Source organism: Oscillochloris sp. ZM17-4 (assembly GCF_019599295.1).
GTDB lineage: Bacteria > Chloroflexota > Chloroflexia > Chloroflexales > Chloroflexaceae > Oscillochloris.
In genome coordinates, this window is the sequence record NZ_JAIEWN010000048.1 from 1 (window position 1) to 16,599 (window position 16,599).

A 16,599-nucleotide genomic window follows, 5' to 3' on the forward strand; every position below is an offset into this window, starting at 1 on the left:
GCGGAGACGAATCAATCTGCTCGCGCGGGCCGCGGGTCTGGCGGCGGCCGCGCTGCTGGCCTACGGGTGCGGGGGCGCGCCCTCGTCCGCGGCATCGATCAGCGAGGCCGCCCCGAGGCTGCCCACGCCGCTGGTGGCGCCACCCACCGCCGCGCCGCCGACCTCGACGCCCGCCGCCGCGCTCGCCCAGCCCACGACGCCCAGCTACAGCTACCAGGTGGTGCGCCGCTACCCCCACGACACGCAGGCCTGGACGGAGGGCCTGGTCTATGTGGGCGACGACACGCTCTACGAGAGCACCGGCGAGTACGCCAAATCCTCGCTGCGCAAGGTGCGGCTCTCCACGGGCGAGGTGCTGGACAGCACCCCCCTGGGCGACCCGGTCGACCCGACCCTCTACGGCGAGGGCATCTCGCCGGTGGGCGACACGATCTTCATGCTCACCTGGCGGAACTGCCTCGGCCTGCTCTTTAACCGTAAGACCTTCGAGCAGACCGGACAGTTCGCCTTTCCCGCCTCCAATGGAACCTGCGACCCAAAGGAGGGCTGGGGCATGACCTACGACGGCAGCCAGCTGATCATGAGCGATGGCACGAGCACGCTCTCCTTCATCGACCCGGCGGCCACCATCCAGAGCGGCCAGCTGACGATCACGCGCCAGGTGCAGGTGACAGATGCGCAGGGGGTCCCGGTCCGCAACCTCAACGAGCTGGAGTATATCAACGGCACGGTCTTCGCCAACGTCTGGCTGACGGATCGGATCGTGCAGATCGACCCGGCGAGCGGCGCGGTGATCGGCCAGCTCGACCTGACCGGCCTGCTCAGTCCGGCCGAGGACGCCGCCGCCGATGTGCTCAACGGGATCGCCTACGACGCGGCGGGCGACCGGCTGTTCGTCACCGGCAAGTACTGGCCGGCCATCTTTGAGATCACGCTGCAGCCGCCCATCTCGTTTCACACCAACCTGCCGATAGTGGTCAGAGGATAGCGCGCTTCCAGGAAGGCTCCAAGGAGATCTATGGCCCTCACGCACATGCGATCCGGACTGATCGGACTGGCCCTGGCGGGCGCCCTGGCGGCGTGCGGCCCGGCGCCGGTCGCCAGCGTGCCCACGGCGGCACCGGCCGACGCATCTACATCTATCCCGACAGCCGGGGCGACAGTCGCCCCGGCCCCAACCAGCGCCGGCGACGCCGGCGGCGAGGAGAACGCAGTGACCACCGCCAGCGGACTGACCTACATCGAGATCGCGCCCGGAGCCGGCGACGCCCCGAAGACCGGGGATGTCGTATCCGTCCACTACCGGGGCACGCTGGCCGACGGCAAGGTCTTCGACAGCTCCTACGAGCGGGGCCAGCCCATCCAGTTCGCCCTCGGGCGGGGCATGGTCATCCCCGGCTGGGACGAGGGGATCGGCCTGATGCGAAAGGGCGGCAAGGCGAAGCTGATCATCCCGCCGAACCTGGGCTACGGCGCCCAGGGCGCCGGCGGCGTCATCCCGCCCAACGCCACCCTCACCTTCGAGGTGGAGCTGGTGGACATCCAGGCCGGCCCGCCCGAGGCCCCGGCGCAGGTGGATGACTCCCAGTACACCACCACACCCAGCGGCCTGAAGTACTACGACTTTGAGGTGGGCAGCGGCGCCGAGGCAACCGCCGGCAAGACGGCGGTCGTCCACTACACCGGCTGGCTCACCGACGGCACGATGTTCGACAGCTCGCTGAACCGCGGCGACACCTTCCCCTTCCAGGTGGGCGCCGGGCGGGTGATCAAGGGCTGGGACGAGGGCGTGGCCGGGATGCGGGTCGGCGGCAGGCGCCAGCTGGTCGTCCCATCGTCCCTCGGCTACGGCGCGAACGGCGCCGGCGGCGTCATCCCGCCCAACGCGACGCTGATCTTCGAGGTGGAGCTGGTGGACGTGCAGTAGGGCCAACGATCCCGAGTCTGTAGTGGGTGTGCCCTACAGGCACATGGCGCACTGATGGTGCTGCGGCGCGGCCTAGCCGCGCCGCAGCACCATCAGTTTTTGTTAGACAAGGTTTCAGAAGGGCCGAGTCAGGGTAACAGTTGGCTCATTGTCTGGGTGAAGACCAACCCGATGCCAAACTTTCGCGGGATGCGCTTCACCAACGCCCACGAGACCCTGCTCTGGTGCAAGAAGAGCCGCGACCAGAAGAAGTACGCCTTCAACTACGCGGCCATGAAGGCGCTGAATGACGACAAGCAGATGCGCAGCGACTGGGATCTGGCGATCTGCACCGGCATCGAGCGCGTGACGCTCAACGGCGAGAAGCTGCACAGCACCCAGAAGCCCGAGTCCCTGCTCTACCGGGTGCTCCTGTCGAGCACGAACCCCGGCGATGTGGTGCTCGACCCCTTCTTCGGCACGGGAACCACCGGCGCGGTGGCGAAGCGCCTGGGCCGACACTTTATCGGGATCGAGCGTGAGGAGCGCTATGTCGCGGCGGCCCGCGCCCGCATCGACGCCGTGCGCCCCGCCGAGGTGCTCGACGAGGCGGCCCTCGGCAAGATCGCCGGCCGCCGCAGCGCGCCGCGCCTGCCCTTCGCCGCCCTGCTTGAGGCCGGCGTCCTGCTGCCCGGCCAGCCCCTCTTCTTCAACCGCAAGCGCGATATATCCGCCACCGTGCTGGCCGACGGCTCCCTGCGCCTGCCCGACGGCGCGCGCGGCTCCATCCACCGCATCGGCGCGGCCCTGATGCGCGCGCCCTCATGCAACGGATGGGACCACTGGTACTTCGAGGATCCGTCCGGGGACCTGCGGGTGATCGACGACCTGCGCGAGCAGATCCGCGGGGGGTAATGGCGGGTACATTGTAGGGCCAAAGCATTCGCCCATGAGTTATGGCCTAGTTGCCATGAATTACGGGCGAATGCTTTGGCCCTACCTCAGGGCGAGCGCAGGTCGCCCTGGATCTCCCGGTAGCTGTTAATAAACCAGCGGGTGATCGTGCGGTAGCGGTCCTCGGCGCCGAAGAGCAGCTGGCTGGTGGCGATCTCCTGCTCAGCCATGCCCACCCCGCCCAGGCTCTGCTCGGTGGCGAAGACATAGAGCGGCTGGTAGAGCGTGATGCTCGGCGCGAGGTCGATCCAGCGCTGCTGGAAGGCCGTATAGTCGCTGCTGCGGGCGCCGATCTCGCCCTCGGCGCGGGCGCCCTCCAGCAGGCTGTCGATCTCGGGGTCGGCGAGCCCGGCGTAGTTCAGGGCCTGCGACGAGTGCCAGAGCGCGTAGGGGTCGGGGTCGGGGCCGATGCGCGCCCAGCTGTGGATAGCCAGGGTGAAGTCGTGGTCGCGCAGCCGCTGGAGCAGATCGGCGGCGGGCAGCTCCTCCACCTTCACCTCGACTCCGATGTCTCCCCACTGGCGGGCGATCTCATCGGCGGCGGCGCGGCGGCGCGGCTCGCCATCGACGATCAGGTCGAGGCTGAGCCGCCGCCCGTCGCGCTGGCGCACCCCGTCGACCCCGCGGTCGTAGCCGAGCTCACCCAGCAGCCGCTCGGCGGTGGCCGGGTCGGCGCTATACCAGCGGGCGTCGGGGCTCGCCGCCCATGACCCCGGCAGGATCGGGGTGTCGATGGGCGCGGCCAGGCCGCCCAGGGCGCGCTCGATCAGCGCGTCCTTGCTCAGGCCGTGGGCCAGGGCCTGGCGGAGCGGCTGGTCGTCCAGCGGCGCGCTGCGCAGGTTAAAGCTGAGCGCCGCGTACTCATCCAGGGGGACAGAGCTGCGGCGCAGCCGGCCGGCGAGGGAGATCGTCGCTAGGCTCTGGGCCGCGCCCCCGTCGAGGCTCGCCCGCTCGCCGTAGGCCAGCACATCGCCGCGGGTGAGGGCCGACAGGGCCGCCTCATGCGTGGCGATGAAGCGCAGCTCCACCGTGTCGAGGTAGGGCCGGCCGCCGAAGTAGCGCGGGTTGGCCGTGAGCGTGGCCCCGTCCTCGCGCAGCTCCGTCAGCGAGAATGGCCCGGTGCCCACCAGCGTGCTGCCGTAGCCCGTGTCGGCCCACTGCTCGGGGGGCGTGCCCGCGAGCAGGTGTGCCGGCAGGATCGGCGCGCGGGCGAGGCTCAGGAAGGATGCCTGGGGGGCGGGAAGGGTGCAGCGCACCGTGTAGTCGTCGATCCGGTCGACCAGCACGTCCTGCCACGCCCGTGCGGCGGCCGGGTCGCCCGGCTGTGTGGCGGACTGCAGCGCACGCAGCGTGAAGATGACATCGTCGGCGCCGAGCGGCGCGCCATCGTGCCAGGTGACATCGCGGCGCAGCCGGAAGGTGTAGACGAGGCCGCTCTGGTCGATCTCGTACGACTCGGCCAGCCCCGGCTCGGGCAGCCCGTCGGCCCCGATCCGCATCAGGCCGTCGAACAGGAGCGCGCCCATATCGCGCCCGACCGGGTCGGCGAGCGGGTCGTTCAGCAGCGGGATCGGCTGGGCGGGCGCGCCGAGCACCGCCTCGCGGTAGCTCCCGCCGGACAGCGGGTTGGCCACCGAGGCGTTGCGCAGGGCCAGCCGACCGAGTAGGCCCGAGACGAGCAGGATGCTCAGGGCCGCGATGACGATCTGCCAGCGGATTCGTCGAGCCATGAGGGATTGCAGATTGCAGATTGCAGATTGCAGATTGGGACATATCCCAATCTGCAATCTGCAATCTGCAATCTAAAATATAATCTAGCCGGCGGAGCCGAAGATCGGCAGGCTCGTGATCAGCGCCAGCAGAAGGAAGGCCACCGCGAGCGCGATCGTCGCCTGGTGCATGGTCTTCTCGAGGCCGCGGCGCGTGCGGTAGATCGAGCTTGAGTCGCTGTTCGTCATGCCGGCGGTGCGGGCCTGGATCACCACGAGGATGATCAGCACTGCGCAGATGATAAGCATCGCAATATAGAGGGCCAGCTCCACTGATGTGCTCCTTCAGGGTGTCCGATTCGCGTACCGTTTCGACAGTATACCATACCTCTGCGCGCCGCTCTTTTGTTGCGATAATCTTCACAATCGTTATACACCCGCACCTCTCCAGGAGCAATGAGCCGGCGAGGGTATGTTATGATGATGCCCGTGCCACTGCTGCCACAATAACGCCGCGCGGAATCCACCTTTTGTATGAAGCTATAGGAGGAGCGCAATGCAGTTCCAGTTCCCGGCCTACATGAAACACCCCCGCCTCGAGGAGTGGATCAAGGACATGGTCGCCCTTTGTCAGCCCGACGCTGTGCATTTCTGTGACGGGTCAGACGAGGAGTACAGCACCCTCTGCGAGCAGGCGGTCGAGAGCGGCACTTTCATCCGGCTCAACCCCGAGAAGCGCCCGAATAGCTTTCTCGTCCGCTCGGACCCCAGCGATGTCGCCCGCGTCGAGGATCGCACCTTCATCTGTAGCGTGGCGAAGGCCGACGCCGGCCCCACCAACAACTGGATGGCCCCCAAGGAGATGAAGGAGACCCTCAACCCGCTCTTCACGGGCTGCATGAAGGGCCGTACGATGTACGTCATCCCCTTCAGCATGGGGCCGCTCGGCTCGCCGATCGCCCATATCGGCATCGAGCTGACCGACTCGCCCTATGTGGTGGTCAACATGAAGCTGATGACCCGCATGGGCCGCGCGGTCTACGACGTGCTCGGCGTGGATGGCGAGTTCATCCCCTGCATGCACTCGGTCGGCGCGCCGCTGGAGCCGGGGCAAGAGGATGTGCCCTGGCCCTGCAACCCGACCACCAAGTATATCGTCCACTTCCCCGAGGAGCGCGCGATCTGGTCCTACGGCTCGGGCTACGGCGGCAACGCCCTGCTCGGCAAGAAGTGCTTCGCGCTGCGCATCGCCTCGGTGATGGCCCGCCAGGAGGGCTGGCTGGCCGAGCACATGCTCATCCTGGGCGTCAAGGAGCCGAGCGGCCGCAAGACCTACGTCGCCGCCGCCTTCCCCTCGGCCTGCGGCAAGACGAACTTCGCCATGCTCGTCCCGCCCAAGGAGTTTGTCGAGGAGGGCTGGGAGGTCACCACCGTCGGCGACGACATCGCCTGGATCAAGCCCGGCTCCGACGGCAAGCTCTACGCGATCAACCCTGAGGCCGGCTACTTCGGCGTCGCGCCCGGCACCTCCTATGACACCAACCCCAGCGCCATGGAGAGCTGCGCCAAGGACACGATCTTCACCAACGTCGGCCTCACCGACGACGGCGATGTCTGGTGGGAGGGCATGACCAAGGAGAAGCCGGCCCACCTGATCGACTGGAAGGGCAAGGACTGGACGCCCGAGACGGGCACGCCGGCCGCCCACCCGAACGCGCGCTTCACCGCCCCCTCCCACAACAACCCGGTGATCGATCCGGCCTGGGACGATGCCAGGGGCGTGCCGATCAACGCCTTCATCTTCGGCGGGCGGCGCAGCGGCACCGTGCCGCTGGTCTACCAGGCCTTCAACTGGACCTACGGCGTCTATCTGGCGGCCACCATGGGCTCCGAGACGACCGCCGCCGCCTTCGGCCAGCAGGGCGTGGTGCGCCGCGACCCCTTCGCGATGCTGCCCTTCGCCGGCTACCACATGGCCGACTACTTCAACCACTGGCTGCAGTTCGGCCGCACCATCTACAATCCGCCGCGCATCTTCGGCGTGAACTGGTTCCGCAAGGATGAGAACGGCAAGTTCGCCTGGCCCGGCTTCGGCGACAATATGCGCGTGCTCAAGTGGATCGTGCAGCGCTCCCACGGCGAGGCCTTCAGCGTCGAGAGCCCGATCGGCTGGATCCCCAACTACGAGCACCTCGACTGGCGCGGGACGAGCTTCTCCAAGGAGCAGTTCAATAAGATCATGAGCATCGACATTAAGGAGTGGCAGCAGGAGGTGCTGCTCCACGAGGAGCTGTTCATCAAGCTCTACGACCGGCTCCCCAAGGAGTTGATCAACGTGCGCGACCTGATCCTCTCAAGCCTCTGGCGCACCCCGGAGGGCTGGGGCTCTAACCACGAGTAGATCCCACGCACAAAAGGTGCGACGGCGGCATGGCCGCCGTCGCACCTTTTGTGCGTGGGACGCCCGGGCCCACCGTGGGACTGAAGTCCCCGGCTACGGTCTGGGAAGCCCGCCTACGCGGGCTTGGATAGCCCGCGTAGGCGGGCGTCGCTGTATGACAGCCCGCGACTTCAGTCGCCGGGCGACTCGGTGGCCGAAATGCTGCGCCTCGCCCGGGCCGCCCGCTAGCTTTGACAGGGTACGTTAAAACAGGTATCATACCCCCACGCGAATCTTGCCCCCGTATACTTCAGATGCCTGACCAGCCCCCTCGGCTGTATGGTTCGGCATGTGCTCGCCGTTCCCTGTCCCCTGTTCCCTGTCCCCTGAGAAAGGAAGGTAGCCGCGTGCAAGGATTGCTGCGACTGTCGAAGGGCATCGACGCCTTCACGGAACTGACCGGCCGGATCACCTACTGGCTCGTCCCGCTCGTGCTCGGCGTCGGGGTCTGGAACGTCTTCAACCGCTATATCGGCCGCGCTATCGGGCAGTCGCTCGGCTCAAACGTCTTCATCGAGGCCCAGTGGTATATCTTCGCCGTGATCTTCTTCCTGGGCTCCGCCTACGCCCTGAAGCACGGCGAGCATGTGCGCGTCGATGTGCTCTACGGCGGCTGGCCGCCCCGGCGCAGGGCGCTGATCGACTTTCTCGGCACGCTGCTCTTTCTGATCCCCTTCTGCCTCCTGTTTATCTACTTCGCCTACCCGACCGTGCGCCAGTCCTGGGGCTTCCTACCGAACGGCAGGCAGATCCCCTGGGAGATGTCGCCCGACCCGGGCGGCCTGCCGCGCGCCCCGCTGAAGACCTTCCTGCTGATCAGCCCCGTCCTGCTGATCATCCAGGGCATCTCTGAGGCGATCAAGAATCTGGCGATCCTCACCGGCGACATCGACCCGTCCGCCCTCGCTGAAGCGCACGAGGCTGCACTGTAACGGAGGACTGCATGTACGAGTGGCTCGGACCGACGATGTTCCTGGGCGCCCTGGTGATTCTCAGCCTTGGCTACCCCGTCGCCTTCTCGCTCGCCGCTGTGGGGATCATCTTCGGGATCATCGGGGTGTCGCTGGGTATCTTCGACCCCATCCTGATCCGGGCCATGCCCTCGCGCGTCTTCGGCATCGCCGCAAACTTCACCCTGCTGGCCATCCCCTACTTTGTCTTCCTCGGCTCGATGCTTGAGAAGTCTGGCCTCGCCGAAGACTTGCTTGAGACCATGGGCGTGCTCTTCGGGCCGCTGCGCGGCGGCCTGGCGATCGCCGTGGTGATCGTGGGCGCCCTGCTCGCCGCCACCACCGGCGTCGTCGCCGCAACCGTGGTGGCCATGGGCATGATCTCGCTGCCGATCATGCTGCGCTACAACTATAGCAAGGAGCTGGCCTGCGGCGTGATCTGCGCGGCCGGCACCCTCGGCCAGATCATCCCGCCCAGCATCGTGCTCGTCGTGCTCGGCGACCAGATCGGCGTCTCGGTGGGCCGGCTCTTCCTCGGCTCGCTCATCCCCGGCCTGCTGCTCTCGGTCTCGCTGGCCGTCTACTGCTATGTGATCGCGCTGATCAAGCCCAACGTCGCCCCGGCCCTGCCGCTCTCGGCCCGCACGCTGCACGGCTGGCCCCTGGCCCTGCGCGTGCTGAAGGTGATGGTGCCGCCGCTCTTCCTCATCCTCGCCGTGCTCGGCAGCATCTTCTTCGGCATCGCCACCGCCACCGAGGCCGGCGCCGTCGGCGCCCTCGGCGCCACCCTGCTGGCCCTGGCCAACCGCCGGCTCAGCTTCAAGACCTTCCGCGACGTCTCGGACGCCACGATGCGCGTCACCACCATGGTGATCTTCATCCTGATCGGCTCGACCTCCTTCTCGCTGGTCTTCCGCGCGCTCAGCGGCGATAAGTTCGTCTTCGACTTGATGGCGAACCTGCCCGGTGGCTACTGGGGCTTCATGGTCGTTAGCATGCTGATCGTCTTCTTCCTGGGCTTCTTCATCGACTTCTTCGAGATCTGCTTCATCGTCATCCCGCTCTTCGTGCCGGTGGCCCAGACGCTTGGCATCGACCTGCTCTGGTACGGCGTCATCCTGGGCGCGAACCTGCAGACGTCCTTCCTCACCCCGCCCTTTGGCTTCGCCCTCTTCTACCTGCGCGGCGTCGCCCCTCCCGGCATCACGACCGCCCATATCTACCGCGGCGTGCTGCCCTTCATCGCTATCCAGATCTCGCTGCTGATCCTGATCATCCTCTTCCCGGCCCTGGTGAGCTTCCTGCCAAACATGGCCTTCGGGACGTAGCTGGGGGACAGGGGACAGGGGACAGGGGACACGGAGGGACATAGGCGGCTAGTGCGCCTGGCACAAAGACAAAGACAAAGGCACAACGTGGGGGCGGTGGTAATACCACCGCCCCCACGTTGTGCCTTTGTCTGACCGCCCCTGTGCCCTGTCCCCTCGTCCCTATCCCCTAGATCGGGTTGTTCTGGATGAAGGTGTTGAAGGGCAGCTCGTTCGTCTGGTGCCACTTCTGGATCTTCTGGCGGAAGGCGTTCCAGGGGTCAAAGATCTCCTTGAACAGCGGGTTGGAGGCCGAGTTCTCGGCGTAGAGATCGAAGGCCGCCTTCTGCGCGGCGACCATGATCTCGTCGCTGTAGACCTTCAGCTGGATGCCCTTGGCGATGATCCGCTCCAGCGCATCGTTGTTCAGGGCGTCGTACTTGGCGAGCATGTTCATGTTCGACTCCCAGGACGCCACCTTGAAGTAGTTCTGGTACTCCACGGGCAGGGCGTTGAAGGCGTCGGCGCCGGCGATGGCGTGGAGCGTGGGGCCCGGCTCCCACCAGCCCGGGGAGTAGTAGAACTGGGCCGCGTCGGGCAGGCCGAGCTTCTCATCGTCGTAGGGGCCGACCCACTCGGCGGCGTCGATCGCGCCGGTCTGAAGCGACTGGAAGATGTCGCCGCCGGCGATCACCTGCACCGTCACGCCGAGCTTCGACATCACCTGGCCGCCCAGGCCGGGGATGCGCATCTTCAGGCCGTTCAGGTCGGCGACGGTGTTGATCTCCTTGCGGAACCAGCCGCCCATCTGGGTGCCGGTGTTGCCGGCCGGGAAGAGCACCGAGCTGAACTGATCGCCCAGCTTGGCCAGCGACTCGTTGCCGCCGCCGTGGTACAGCCAGGCGTTCTGCTGCTGGGCCGTCAGGCCGAAGGGCAGCGAGGTGCCGATGGCGAAGGCCGTGTCCAGGCCGATGTAGTAGTAGAGCGCGGTGTGGCCGGCCTCGACGGTGCCCTGCGACACGTTCTGCACCACCTCGAGTCCGGGGAAGAGCTCGCCGGCCGGGAAGGGGGTGATCTTGAACATGCCGCCGCTCAGCTCGGAGACCCGCTCGGCCAGCACCGTGGCACCGCCGTAGATCGTGTCCAGCGAGACCGGCCAGCTGGTGCCCATGCGCCACTCGACCGCCGGCAGCGATGAGCTCTGGGCCGGGGCCTGGGCCTGGGCCGCCGTGGGCTCGGCTGCTGCCTGGGCCGCCGTGGGCTCGGCCGCCGCGCCGGCCGCCGTGGGCTCGGCCGCCGCCGGGGCGGCTGTCGGTGCGGCCGCGGGCGCGCTCGAACACGCGGCCAGGGTCATCCCTAGCCCACCCATGACGCCGGCTGCGGCGCCGCGAAGAAACTCCCGTCGTTTCATGCTCTGCTCCTGGGAATCTGAGGTGTGAATATCCGTATACGTATTATAGCTTATGCAATTTTAATCCGCAAGCAGCGGGCTGCGCGTAGATGGCGCTACAATGACATGCGCGCCGCTCGCCGCTCACATGATCAGCAGCAGCACGACCGCCAGACTCACAACGCTGGCCAGGTTGCTGAAGAGCACCGTCGTGGTGACGAACTCTGGCAGCAGGTCGTTCTCCAGGGCGATGATGCTCACCAGCACTGCCGCCGGCATGCTGGCCTGGAGGATCCCCACGCCGGCCTCCAGCTTGGGCAGGGCGAACCAGCCCACCAAGGCGAAGGCCAGCACCGGCCCGCTGACCAGGCGGATCGCGCTGGACACCAGCAGATCGGTGCTGATCTTCGGCAGCCCGGCGGCGGCCAGCTGGGCGCCGAGGACGACGAGCATGGTCGGGATGAGCGCGCCCGAGAGCAGCTCCACCGGCCGGCTCATCACCGGCGGCAGCTGGATGTTCGCCCAGTTCAGCAGGATCGCCGGCACCAGAGCGATCAGCGCCGGGGTGCGGAAGACCTGCCCGGCCATCTTGAGGTTGAACCCGCGGCTGACATTGGCCGCCGACACGCAGATCACGAAGGCCAGCACCAGGTTCGCCAGGAAGTAGACCGTGGCCGCCCCAAGCGCCGCCTCGCCCTCGGCGAACTGGATGATCGGCAGCCCGAAGTTGCCCACATTCCCGAAGGACGCGATCATCACATAGGCCGCCGTCATCTCCGTCGAGCGCCGCAGCAGCCGGGCGACCACAAAGGCCACCAGCACCGACCCGAGGTAGACCACGGTGATAAACGCGATCATCCGCCCGGCGAGGCCGGCCTCGATCCGTGTTCGGCTCAGGATGTTGAATACGAAGGCCGGGGTGAGGATAAAGTAGGCGAACCGTGAGAGCGTGCGCGCCTCGAGCTGTAGCCTTGGGCCGGCGAGGTATCCGAGCAGCACCAGCAGAAAGACTGGGGCGAGAACGTCGAGAAAGATGCCTAACAGCTGTGACATGTGCGCTCCTTCGGGTGCCAGATGGCACGATGGCGCTATCATACTCGATATTGGGGACGTTCTTTGCCACCCTGCCCCTTGCCCGTCCCCACGCTGTATGTTACAATTGCCGCCACGAGTGTTCTGATGGCCTGTATGAAATGCTCTGCCTACACATTTGCAAGATGTAGTAGGATCGGGCGTTTGTGTGACTACAGTGTTTCGTCGATGTGCCGCGACACCGCTGTTCGCTCTGAGCTAAAGGGGATCGAGGAGCAATCCTATGCCCGATGTTTCTGGACGTAACCCGGCCATTGTCCTTGTGGAAGATGAGCCGGACATCCTCATAATCCTGCATCGCCTTATGCGCGATCTGACGGGTGGCTACGATATTGTCACGGTGAACGGCGGTGCTGAGGCGCTCGCCCAGATCGCGCTGCGCCCCGTCCCCCTCGTCATCACCGACTATAATATGCCGGGCATGAATGGCCTACAGCTGGCCGCCGCGATCAAAGAGACGTCGCCGGACACCAAGGTGGTCATGATCACGGCCTACGCTACCCCTGAGCTTGAGAAGCGCGCCCGTGAGCAGCGCGTCGACTACTACCTGCCGAAGCCCTTCCCCCTGGATCGGCTCGAGCAGATCGTGCGCGATGTCTTGAAGTAGACCTTCCCCTGAACCGCCCGGTGCTCGCCGGGCGGCGAGGCCTTTCTTCTTCACCCCCACCACACCCCGCCGTCACAGCGCTCTCAGGTCGATCTCATTCCCTCCTCTAGCTGCGTCGCGTAGGATGCACCTGCTTCGTACCCTACGTGAAATACGCTATAGGTGGCCTATGTCAGATCTGATCAACCTCTTCCCAAGCGTCCTGCTTGGAGTCATGATTGTCCTAACCCTCGTACTGCTGCCCCTGCTCAGCGATGATCGCGCGCCCGCCGAGGAGCGTCAGCGCACCGACGAGATCCGCGCGCCGAAGTAGGGGCGCAGGATGGCGCGCCGCACGCCATCCTGCGCCCCTACTCCAGCATCCCGCGCGCCAGCGCCAGCGCCTCATCGCGGCTGGCGATCTCGCCGGCGGCCTGGGCCTCGGCGATGGCCCGCAGCATCGCCCCGACCTGCGGGCCGGGCGTCAGCCCCAGCGTATCGATCAGGTCAGTGCCCCGCAGCAGCGGCGCGCGCCGCTCCTCCGGCTGCCCCCAGCATGTGTCGAGCATCTCCCCGACCCAGCGCAGGTGCTCCGCCCAGTGATCCGGCCGCAGCTGCGGGCCGCGGACGGCCATGTGGTCGGCCAGCTCGTGCAGCAGCACGTCCGGCCCGGCGTCGCCCAGGTCGCGGAAGAGGCGCGCCACCGCCCGCCTGGTGATCACCTCGCCGGCCCGCAGCTGGCCCGGCCGCATATGCTCGCGCACCACCATGGCGACATAGCTGGCGTCACGGCGGCTCAGGCGCAGCCGCCGGCATAGCTCCGCCGCCACATCGGAGCCGATCTCCTGGTGGTTGTAGAAGCTGATCTTGCCGTCGGGGTGGGTCTGCTTGGTCTGCGGCTTGGCGTTGTCGTGGATCAGCGTCGCCAGCTTGAGCAGGGCCGCCCTGCGCCGCCCGCCGCCGCGTGCCTCGCCCATCAGGGCGGCGTAGCGCTCGGCGTAGGGCAGCCCGCGCGGCAGGCCGGGGTGCGCCCGCACCGCCGCCGGCAGCGCCTCAGGCCTCTCATCTGCCGCCCAGACGCCGCCGAGGCCGCGCAGCACCCACTCCAGGCTCGCCACCGTCTCCAGCATGTGGGCGAGCACCGGCAGGAAGTGGACCCTCGGCTGCGCGCAGTCCCTGGCCGGCTCAAGCTCGGGCAGCACGGTCGTCAGCGCGCCACAGGCATCGAGGTAGCGCAGCCAGGGCGCGCTGGATGGGCAGTCGAGCAGCTTGAGCAGCTCGTCGCGCACGCGCTCGGCGGACACCCGCGCGAGGCCCGGCGCGGCGGCACGGATCTGCCCGGCCAGCTCGGGGGTCGCCCGCAGCCCCAGGGCCGCGCCCATGCGGGCCGCCCGCAGGATGCGCAGCGGGTCGTCGGCCATGCTCGCCGGCCCGCCGGCCCGCAGCACGCCGGCCCGCAGGTCGGCCAGGCCGCCGGTGGGGTCGATCCAGGAGGCAGGAGGCAGGAGGCGGGAGTCAGGCCAGGGTTCTGCCAGAGGGATTGCTATCGCGTTGACGGTGAAGTCGCGCAGGCGCAGGTCGCCCTCGATGCTCGGGGCGCGCAGGCGGGCCACGTCGATCACCAGGGCCGGGGCGCTGACGCGGGCCGGGAGCACCACGCGCCCGGTGCTGTTCTCACCATCCAGCGGGACGAAGGTGCCGCCCAGATGCTCGGCCAGGTCGCGCGACAGGCCGATGCCATCGCCATCCACGGCCAGGTCGATGTCGGCGGGCGCAACGCCGCGGGCCATATCGCGGGCGGCGCCGCCGACCAGCCAGGCGCTCACGCCGCGCCCGGCGAAGAAGGCGGCCAGCTCATGCAGCGTTTGATCAAGGTCGGAAGTTGTCATATCCTATTCAACATTCAACATTCAACATTCAGGAGATCTATGCCTCACGACATCCGCCCGATCAGCGCCGCCGAGACCCGCCCGCTGCGCCACCAGGTGCTGCGGCCGCACCAGCGCCCGGAGGAGCTGGTGTACGCCGGGGACGATCACCCGCTGGCCTTTCACGCCGGGGCCTTCTCTGCGGGGCAGCTGGTGGGCATCGCCACGGTATCCCCCGAGAGCTGCGCGGCCGCGCCGGGGCGGGCCGGGTGGCGCCTGCGCGGGATGGCCGCCCTGCCGACCTTCCAGCGCCGGGGCTACGGGGCCGCCCTGATCGCCGCCTGCGTCGCGCACATCCGCGGCCACGGCGGCGAGGTGCTCTGGTGCAACGGGCGCACATCCGCCATGACATTCTACACCGCCCAGGGCTTCGCGCCCTACGGCGATGAGTTCGACACCCCCGGCACCGGGCCGCACTATGTGTTCTGGCGGGATGTCGCCGCGCCCGTAATGTGACCGCGCCGACGATGTGGCCCGCTGAGGTAGGGCCGAAGCATGTGGGCGGTGCGCGGAGCGCACCGCCCACATGCTTCGGCCCTACGGGCGCCGCCGATCACACGTGCCCCACAAAGACGTGGTACGCCTTGCTCTCGGCGACCCGCTCGACGCGGGGAAAATGTCGGGCCATGGCCTTCTGGTAGGAGAGGAAGCGGTTGGCCACTAGGGCCAGCCGCCCGCCGGGCGCCAGCAGCGCGCGGCCCCCGGCGATCAGCGCCTCGGCGGCGGCGGTGTCCACCTTCCCGCCGGCGTGGAAGGGCGGGTTGCTGATGATCAGGTCGTACTGCCGCCCGGCCACGGCGGCGAGCCCGTCGCCGGCGAGCACCTCGCCGTGTACGCCGTGGCGCTCGGCGTTGGCGCGGGCCGCGGCCACGGCCAGCAGGCTCGCGTCGATCATATCGACGACGGCGGCCCCGGCGGCGGCGGCGGCCACCCCGATCGGCCCGTAGCCGCAGCCCATGTCCAGCACGCGGGCGCCGGCCGGCAGCGGCAGGCTGTGCAGCAGCAGGTCGGTGCCCTCGTCCAGGTGCTCGTAGCTGAACACGCCCGGCAGGCTGAGCAGCTCGCGCTCGCCCGCCGGCAGCTGCGCGGTAAAGCGGTGCCAGCTTCCCGGCGCAACCCCCGGCGCGGCGGCCCAGTCCGGCGGGGCGGGCGGCGATTCGGGGCGAGTGAGCTCGGCGACTCGGCAGCCCTTCCCCACGCCAAGGATCTGCGCGGCCCCACAGAGGGCCGTCGCATCGCCGATCAGGCTCTGCACGCCGCCCCGGTTGGCCCCCGCCAGGGTGATCGCGCCGCCGGGGCGCAGCAGCGCCAGGGACTCCATCAGCCAGCGCCGGGCCAGGGCGCGGCTCTGCGGCCCCAGGATCACCACCCGGTCGAGCTGGCCGGCCCGCTCGGGCAGCAGGCTGATCGCCTCGCTGACCTCGGCGTTGGCGATCTGGCTCAGCTCCAGGGTGCGGCGGGCGGCGCGCAGCGCGATCAGGCTCGGGTCGCACAGGGTGACTCGCCCGAGGTGGGCGGCGCGGGCCAGGGCCACGCCGAGTGCGCCGTGGCCGCAGCCCAGCAGCAGGATGCGCTCGTCGGCCGCCGGGGCGACATGTCGCGCGCAGAGGGCCATCGCCTCGTCGCCGCTGAGCTCGGGCAGGCCGGGCAGGGCGGCGAAGGGGATCGGGGTGCCTCCGACGGTGATCGTTCCGATGCGCTCGGGTCGCGGTGGTGTTGTCATAGCGCTATGGTACCACCTGGTGGATTGCAGATTGCAGATTGCAGATTGCAGATTGTGACAATCTGCAATCTGCAATCTGCAATCTGCAATACTCACAGCCCCTGGTCGCGCCGGATGGCCTCCAGCAGCCCGCGGCAGCCGGCGGTGACGAGCGCGTAGACCTCGTCGAACCCGCCGCTGTAGAAGGGGTCGGGCACCTCGCGGGCGGCCAGGCCGGGGGCGTAGTCGAGCAGCAGGCGGACGCGGGCGCGGGCCTCGGGCGGGAAGCGCCGCATCGCGGCGAGGTTCTCGTCGTCCATGGCGGCGATATAGTCGAAGCGCCGGAAGTCATCGGCGGCGAGCTGGCGGGCGCGCTGGTCCCCGGCGTCGACGCCGTTCTTGCGCAATACGTCCAGGGTGCCCCGGTGGGGCGGCTCGCCGGCGTGCCAGGCCCCGGTGCCGGCCGAGTCGATGCTGATGCGCTCGGTGAGGCCGGCCTCGCCGACCATGTGGCGGAATACCGCCTCGGCCATCGGCGAGCGGCAGATGTTGCCCATACAGACGAAGAGGACGCTGATCGGTTTTAGTGTGGTCATTAGATATGCTCCATCTCATTGCAGATTGCAGATTGCAGA

Annotated in this window: 16 protein-coding genes; 9 read left to right on the forward strand and 7 right to left on the reverse strand. The window is 68.1% G+C overall.

The genetic code is table 11. The features are described from left to right. From K2Z83_RS23455 to K2Z83_RS23465, 3 genes are all read left to right on the forward strand, one after another. The coding region (locus tag K2Z83_RS23455) for a glutaminyl-peptide cyclotransferase (protein WP_370650270.1) at positions 1-988 on the forward strand (988 nt) is incomplete at its 5' end. A 225-nt stretch (positions 989-1,213) separates the two neighbouring features. Next, positions 1,214-1,927 carry an FKBP-type peptidyl-prolyl cis-trans isomerase gene (locus K2Z83_RS23460; protein WP_220597638.1) on the forward strand — a complete coding sequence of 238 codons (714 nt, stop codon included), beginning with the start codon at positions 1,214-1,216 and terminating at the stop codon, positions 1,925-1,927. 54 nt (positions 1,928-1,981) lie between these two features. Further along, complete coding sequence (locus K2Z83_RS23465) at positions 1,982-2,821, forward strand: site-specific DNA-methyltransferase (RefSeq protein WP_255604444.1); 840 nt, start codon at positions 1,982-1,984, stop codon at positions 2,819-2,821. Positions 2,822-2,907: 86 nt separating this feature from the next. Here the strand turns inward: K2Z83_RS23465 and K2Z83_RS23470 are convergent, their stop codons facing one another. After that, positions 2,908-4,590 carry a peptide ABC transporter substrate-binding protein gene (locus K2Z83_RS23470; protein WP_220597607.1) on the reverse strand — a complete coding sequence of 561 codons (1,683 nt, stop codon included), beginning with the start codon at positions 4,588-4,590 and terminating at the stop codon, positions 2,908-2,910. Between the two features lie 84 nt (positions 4,591-4,674). Further along, entirely contained in the window at positions 4,675-4,902 is a 228-nt protein-coding gene (gene secG, locus K2Z83_RS23475) for a preprotein translocase subunit SecG (RefSeq protein WP_220597608.1), read from the reverse strand. A 223-nt stretch (positions 4,903-5,125) separates the two neighbouring features. Here secG and K2Z83_RS23480 point away from each other — a divergent pair, with 223 nt between their 5' ends. From K2Z83_RS23480 to K2Z83_RS23490, 3 genes are all read left to right on the forward strand, one after another. Further along, positions 5,126-6,970: a phosphoenolpyruvate carboxykinase (GTP) gene (locus K2Z83_RS23480; protein ID WP_220597609.1), complete on the forward strand. Its 1,845-nt coding sequence runs from the start codon at positions 5,126-5,128 to the stop codon at positions 6,968-6,970. Positions 6,971-7,356: 386 nt separating this feature from the next. Continuing rightward, the gene (locus tag K2Z83_RS23485; RefSeq protein WP_220597610.1) at positions 7,357-7,941 is read left to right on the forward strand and encodes a TRAP transporter small permease subunit; all 585 of its coding nucleotides are present in this window, start codon (positions 7,357-7,359) and stop codon (positions 7,939-7,941) included. Positions 7,942-7,952: 11 nt separating this feature from the next. Then, positions 7,953-9,287, forward strand: coding sequence for a TRAP transporter large permease subunit (locus K2Z83_RS23490; RefSeq protein ID WP_220597611.1), 1,335 nt, complete (start codon positions 7,953-7,955; stop codon positions 9,285-9,287). A gap of 169 nt (positions 9,288-9,456) precedes the next feature. Here K2Z83_RS23490 and K2Z83_RS23495 read toward each other — a convergent pair whose 3' ends face one another. After that, the gene (locus tag K2Z83_RS23495; protein ID WP_220597612.1) at positions 9,457-10,677 is read right to left on the reverse strand and encodes a TRAP transporter substrate-binding protein; all 1,221 of its coding nucleotides are present in this window, start codon (positions 10,675-10,677) and stop codon (positions 9,457-9,459) included. 123 nt (positions 10,678-10,800) lie between these two features. Further along, positions 10,801-11,709 carry an AEC family transporter gene (locus K2Z83_RS23500; RefSeq protein WP_220597613.1) on the reverse strand — a complete coding sequence of 303 codons (909 nt, stop codon included), beginning with the start codon at positions 11,707-11,709 and terminating at the stop codon, positions 10,801-10,803. Positions 11,710-11,971: 262 nt separating this feature from the next. Here K2Z83_RS23500 and K2Z83_RS23505 point away from each other — a divergent pair, with 262 nt between their 5' ends. Then, positions 11,972-12,355, forward strand: a complete 384-nt coding sequence (locus K2Z83_RS23505) for a response regulator (RefSeq protein ID WP_220597614.1) — start codon at positions 11,972-11,974, stop codon at positions 12,353-12,355. A gap of 169 nt (positions 12,356-12,524) precedes the next feature. After that, complete coding sequence (locus tag K2Z83_RS23510) at positions 12,525-12,668, forward strand: hypothetical protein (RefSeq protein ID WP_220597615.1); 144 nt, start codon at positions 12,525-12,527, stop codon at positions 12,666-12,668. Between the two features lie 37 nt (positions 12,669-12,705). Here the strand turns inward: K2Z83_RS23510 and K2Z83_RS23515 are convergent, their stop codons facing one another. Next, positions 12,706-14,223 carry an HD domain-containing protein gene (locus K2Z83_RS23515; RefSeq protein ID WP_220597616.1) on the reverse strand — a complete coding sequence of 506 codons (1,518 nt, stop codon included), beginning with the start codon at positions 14,221-14,223 and terminating at the stop codon, positions 12,706-12,708. On the opposite strand from K2Z83_RS23515, the gene K2Z83_RS23520 reads away from it, so the two are divergent. Further along, positions 14,191-14,718, forward strand: coding sequence for a GNAT family N-acetyltransferase (locus tag K2Z83_RS23520; RefSeq protein WP_255604445.1), 528 nt, complete (start codon positions 14,191-14,193; stop codon positions 14,716-14,718). The two genes, K2Z83_RS23515 and K2Z83_RS23520, sit on opposite strands and share 33 nt — an antisense overlap. A gap of 97 nt (positions 14,719-14,815) precedes the next feature. On the opposite strand, the gene K2Z83_RS23525 is transcribed toward K2Z83_RS23520, so the two are convergent. Continuing rightward, a complete protein-coding gene (locus tag K2Z83_RS23525; RefSeq protein ID WP_220597617.1) occupies positions 14,816-16,081 on the reverse strand; it encodes a methyltransferase in 1,266 nt (421 codons plus the stop codon). Next, positions 16,078-16,560: a low molecular weight protein-tyrosine-phosphatase gene (locus K2Z83_RS23530; RefSeq protein WP_220597618.1), complete on the reverse strand. Its 483-nt coding sequence runs from the start codon at positions 16,558-16,560 to the stop codon at positions 16,078-16,080. Before K2Z83_RS23530 ends, K2Z83_RS23525 begins: the two co-directional genes overlap by 4 nt. Between the last annotated feature and the right edge of the window lie 39 nt (positions 16,561-16,599).